The organism is Arthrobacter sp. JCM 19049 (assembly GCF_001310435.1).
This window is the reverse complement of sequence record NZ_BAXF01000201.1, coordinates 1-3803: the sequence shown is the minus strand read 5'-3', so window position 1 is coordinate 3803 and position 3803 is coordinate 1. Positions and strand designations below refer to the sequence as shown.

Sequence of the window (3803 nt, the reverse complement as noted above, 5' to 3'; positions counted from 1 at the left end):
CCGTGGCCGCCTTCGCCTACGGGGTGCCGGCCACCGCCGATCCCCGCGGCGGCATTGAACCGGTCGACGTGATCTCCGGCCCCGGCAATGTTTTTGTCGCCACCGCCAAGCGTCTGGTCAAGGGCGTGGTGGGCATCGATGCCGAAGCCGGGCCGACCGAGATCGCGATCCTGGCCGACGCCAGTGCCAACCCGGACTTTGTTGCCGCCGACATGATTTCCCAGGCCGAGCACGACGAGAACGCCGCCGCGGTGCTCATTACGGATTCCGCGGAACTGGAACAGGCCGTACGGGCCAGCCTGGAACGCCAGGTGGCGGCCACCAAGCACACCGAACGGGTCGGCGTGGCCCTCTCCGGCAGCCAGTCTGCGATCATCCTGGTCGCCGACGTGGAGCAGGGCATCGAGGTGTGCAACACCTACGCGGCCGAACACCTGGAAATCATGACCGAATCCAGCGCATTCGTCGCCTCGCGCATTACCGCCGCTGGCGCGATCTTCGTCGGGGACTACGCCCCGGTCAGCCTCGGGGACTACTGCGCCGGATCCAACCACGTGCTGCCGACCTCCGGGACCGCACTGCACGCCTCGGGCCTGAACGTGAACACCTTCCTGAAGGCCATTCAGGTCATCGACTATCCGCAGGCGGCGCTGGGGGAGGTGGCCGAACACGTCATCAACCTGGCCAACGCCGAGGACCTGCCCGCCCATGGTGACGCAGTCCAAATACGCCAGCGTAAATAGACGATAAACTGTTAGGTGACATCGGGTAACCGTGGCCGCAATGAGGCCAGGGGGCCGTGTCCCGGAAACATCCTGGAGGTGCAATGAACTGTCCCTATTGCCGCAACCCCGACTCCCGCGTCGTCGACAGCCGTGTGGCCGACGATGGGGTGTCGATCCGCCGGCGCCGCCAGTGCACCGCCTGCTCCCGCCGCTTCACCACCCTGGAAACCACCAGCCTGAACGTGATCAAGCAGTCCGGGGCCGCTGAACCGTTCTCCCGCACCAAGGTCATCAACGGTGTGCGCAAGGCCTGCCAGGGCCGCCCGGTCACCGACCACGACTTGGCCGTGCTCGCCCAGGAGGTGGAGGAGACCGTACGGATGTCCGGGGCCGCGGAGATCCCGGCCCACCAGATTGGCCTGGCAATCCTGGAACCGCTGCAGCGCCTGGACGAGGTCGCCTACCTGCGCTTTGCCAGCGTCTACCAGGACTTCACGTCGCTGAGCGACTTTGAGTCCGCCATCGCCAAGCTGCGTGAGGAGCGCAGCGACCTTCCGCGCGGCAACCAGCGGCCACTGACCGCCGAATAGGGTCGCGGCTTGACGTCCGTGAGGCGGCTTAAGCAACAACAACCTCGACCAGTAGTTACTGGTCGAGGTTGTTTGTCTTCCACGGTACGTGCGCGGTGCTTTTCCTTGCGGGTCAGCGGATGCGCGAGGCCTGCAGGGCCGCGCCGATGATACCGGCGTTGTTCGCGTTGGTGGCCACCTTCAGCTCGGTGTCGATGTCGATCATTGGCACGAACCGCTCCGGGTTCTTGGAGATCCCCCCGCCAAGGATGAACAGCTCGGGGGAGAACAGGAACTCCAGGTGGCGCAGGAAGGCGCTCAGACGCTGGGCGTACTGGTCCCAGGGCAGCTCCTCGCGTTCGCGTGCCGCGGCGCTCGTGGTGGCTCGGCCTCGGCCCCATTGAACTCCAGGTGGCCCAGCTCGAAGTTCGGCACCAACTGTCCGTTGAACAGCAATGCCGAACCGATCCCGGTACCCAGGGTCAGGGTCATCACGCTGCCGGGCACGTTGCGCCCGGCACCGTACTCGCCCTCGGCCAGTCCGGCCGCGTCGGCGTCGTTGAGCATGACCACATCTCGGCCCAGGGTCTTTCCGAACAACTGCACCAGGTCGGTGCCGATAAAGACTTGTCCACGTTTGCCGCGGAACGCGCCACCCATGGTGCACAATGCACGGCACCGCGATCCCAAGCGGAGCATCATCCAACGGCGCGCCCTCCCGGCTGCGCAGCTCGGAGTAGATCGCGGCGGCCACCTCGGCGACAGCCTCGGGCAGTGAAGGCTTCGGCGTGGGCATCCGGAAACGCTTGCCCACCAGTTTCCCGGTGGTCAAATCAACGATGCCGCCCTTCATTCCGGTACCGCCAACGTCGATGCCGAACCCGAGGCGCTCCTGCTGTGAGGCGCGTTGCTGAACCATGAGGCTCCTTTCAGCCTTTAAAACACGGAAGGAAAATAAACCTCAGCTACGGCACGGTCAGAATTTCGGCGCCATTGTCGGTGACCAGCAGCGTGTGCTCAAACTGGGCGGTTCGCTTCTTGTCCTTCGTCGTGACAGTCCACCCATCGGCCACATGTCCCACTCGATCGTTCCGAGTGTCAGCATCGGCTCAATGGTAAAAACCATACCCGGTTCAATCAGCTGATTGTAAGCCGGGGCCGCGTCATAATGCGGAATGATCAGCCGGTATGGAACGCCGGGCCGACCCCATGGCCGGTGAAGTCACGCACCACGCCGTAGCCAAAGCGCTTGGCGTAGGCCGAAATGGTGCGCCCGATGACGTTGATTTCGCGCCCCGGCATGACCGCCTTGATGGCGCGCTTCAGCGAGTTCTCGGTGCGCTCCACCAGCAGGCGTGATTCCTCATCCACGTCTCCCACCAGGAAGGTGGCGTTGTTGTCGCCATGCACGCCGTCAATGTAGGCGGTCACGTCGATGTTGATGATGTCCCCGTCCCGCAGCACGGTGTCATCCGGGATGCCGTGGCAGATGACCTCGTTGATCGAGGTGCACACCGACTTCGGGAAGCCCCGGTAGCCCAGGGTGGAGGGGTAGGCGCATGATCGATCATGTACTCGTGCCCGATCCGGTCCAGTTCCGCCGTGGTCACCCCCGGCTGGCAGGCCTTGCCCACCTCGGCCAGCGCCTGTGCCGCAATCCTCGAAGCGACACGGATCCGCTCAATCATCTCCGGGGTGTTGACGTCCGGGTGGCGGTGCGAGGTCGGCTCCGGCTTGCCCACGTATTCGGGGCGGGCGATATCCGCCGGCACCTTCAGTTGTGGGCCGACGACGCCTGGAGTGAGGTTTCCAATGGGGGCTGTTGCGGCAGTAGTCATATTTTTATTCTAGCCATGGCGCCCCGGCAGAATCTGCCTGCTAGGGCACACCCGTCGGGCTGGGAACGGTGCCCCACCCGTTGGGGACGCGCTTCAAGGTTCAATGACAGCAACCCGACCGGGCACTAGGCTGGCGGTGAGAGCGGTGACTGTTCCACGCCACCAAGGGGTGTGATGGGCGCGCCGCTGCGCCAAGAGCGGGCAACACAAGGAAGGAAGAGACCATGAGCGAAGGCCAGTACTGGTACAACGTGGAAACCGGGGGCATCGAAAAAGGCCCGCAGTCCGATTGGACGAAACTGCTGGGTCCCTATGCCACGGAGGACGAGGCCCGCAACGCGATGGCCAAGGTCCAGGCGCGCAATGAGGCCTGGGACGCGGAAGACGAAGAGGACGAATAGCCGTTAAAACCGGCAGCGGCCGCCTCAGGGGCGGCCGCTGTCGGTCCCGGACGCGCCGGGTAGGTTTGGTGGCTACTTGTCGAATTCGTACTGCGCGCTGGGGAAGCTGCCATCGGCCACATCCCGGTGGTACTGGCCCACCGCCCCGGAAACGATTTCACGCAGGTTCGCATACTTCTTCACGAAACGCGGGGTGCGCCCGGAGCCCAGGCCCAGCATGTCCTGCCACACCAGCACCTGCCCGGTGGTCGAGTTCCCGGCGCCGATGCC

General features: G+C 64.7%; 4 protein-coding genes and 2 pseudogenes. 3 read left to right on the top strand and 3 right to left on the bottom strand.

What is annotated here, in order from left to right:
* Positions 1-743: histidinol dehydrogenase (gene hisD, locus JCM19049_RS09435; RefSeq protein ID WP_279402865.1), on the top strand; the 743-nt coding region annotated here is incomplete at its 5' end.
* Between the two features lie 83 nt (positions 744-826).
* A complete protein-coding gene (gene nrdR / locus JCM19049_RS09430; RefSeq protein ID WP_054821459.1) occupies positions 827-1315 on the top strand; it encodes a transcriptional regulator NrdR in 489 nt (162 codons plus the stop codon).
* Between the two features lie 112 nt (positions 1316-1427).
* Here nrdR and ppgK read toward each other — a convergent pair.
* A pseudogene (gene ppgK / locus JCM19049_RS09425) lies at positions 1428-2213 on the bottom strand (polyphosphate--glucose phosphotransferase).
* A gap of 46 nt (positions 2214-2259) precedes the next feature.
* Positions 2260-3132 (bottom strand): annotated as a pseudogene (gene map / locus JCM19049_RS09420) (type I methionyl aminopeptidase).
* Positions 3133-3356: 224 nt separating this feature from the next.
* Between map and JCM19049_RS19880 the strand changes: the two are divergent.
* Entirely contained in the window at positions 3357-3533 is a 177-nt protein-coding gene (locus JCM19049_RS19880; RefSeq protein WP_138926461.1) for an SPOR domain-containing protein, read from the top strand.
* Positions 3534-3605: 72 nt separating this feature from the next.
* On the opposite strand, the gene JCM19049_RS09415 is transcribed toward JCM19049_RS19880, so the two are convergent.
* The coding region (locus JCM19049_RS09415; protein ID WP_279402864.1) for a 3-methyl-2-oxobutanoate hydroxymethyltransferase at positions 3606-3803 on the bottom strand (198 nt) is incomplete at its 5' end.

Bases quoted from the DNA above. Each gene is read 5' to 3' on its own strand.
- nrdR (WP_054821459.1), top strand. From the start codon at position 827: ATGAACTGTCCCTATTGCCGCAACCCCGACTCCCGCGTCGTCGACAGC.
- JCM19049_RS19880 (WP_138926461.1), top strand. From the start codon at position 3,357: ATGAGCGAAGGCCAGTACTGGTACAACGTGGAAACCGGGGGCATCGAA.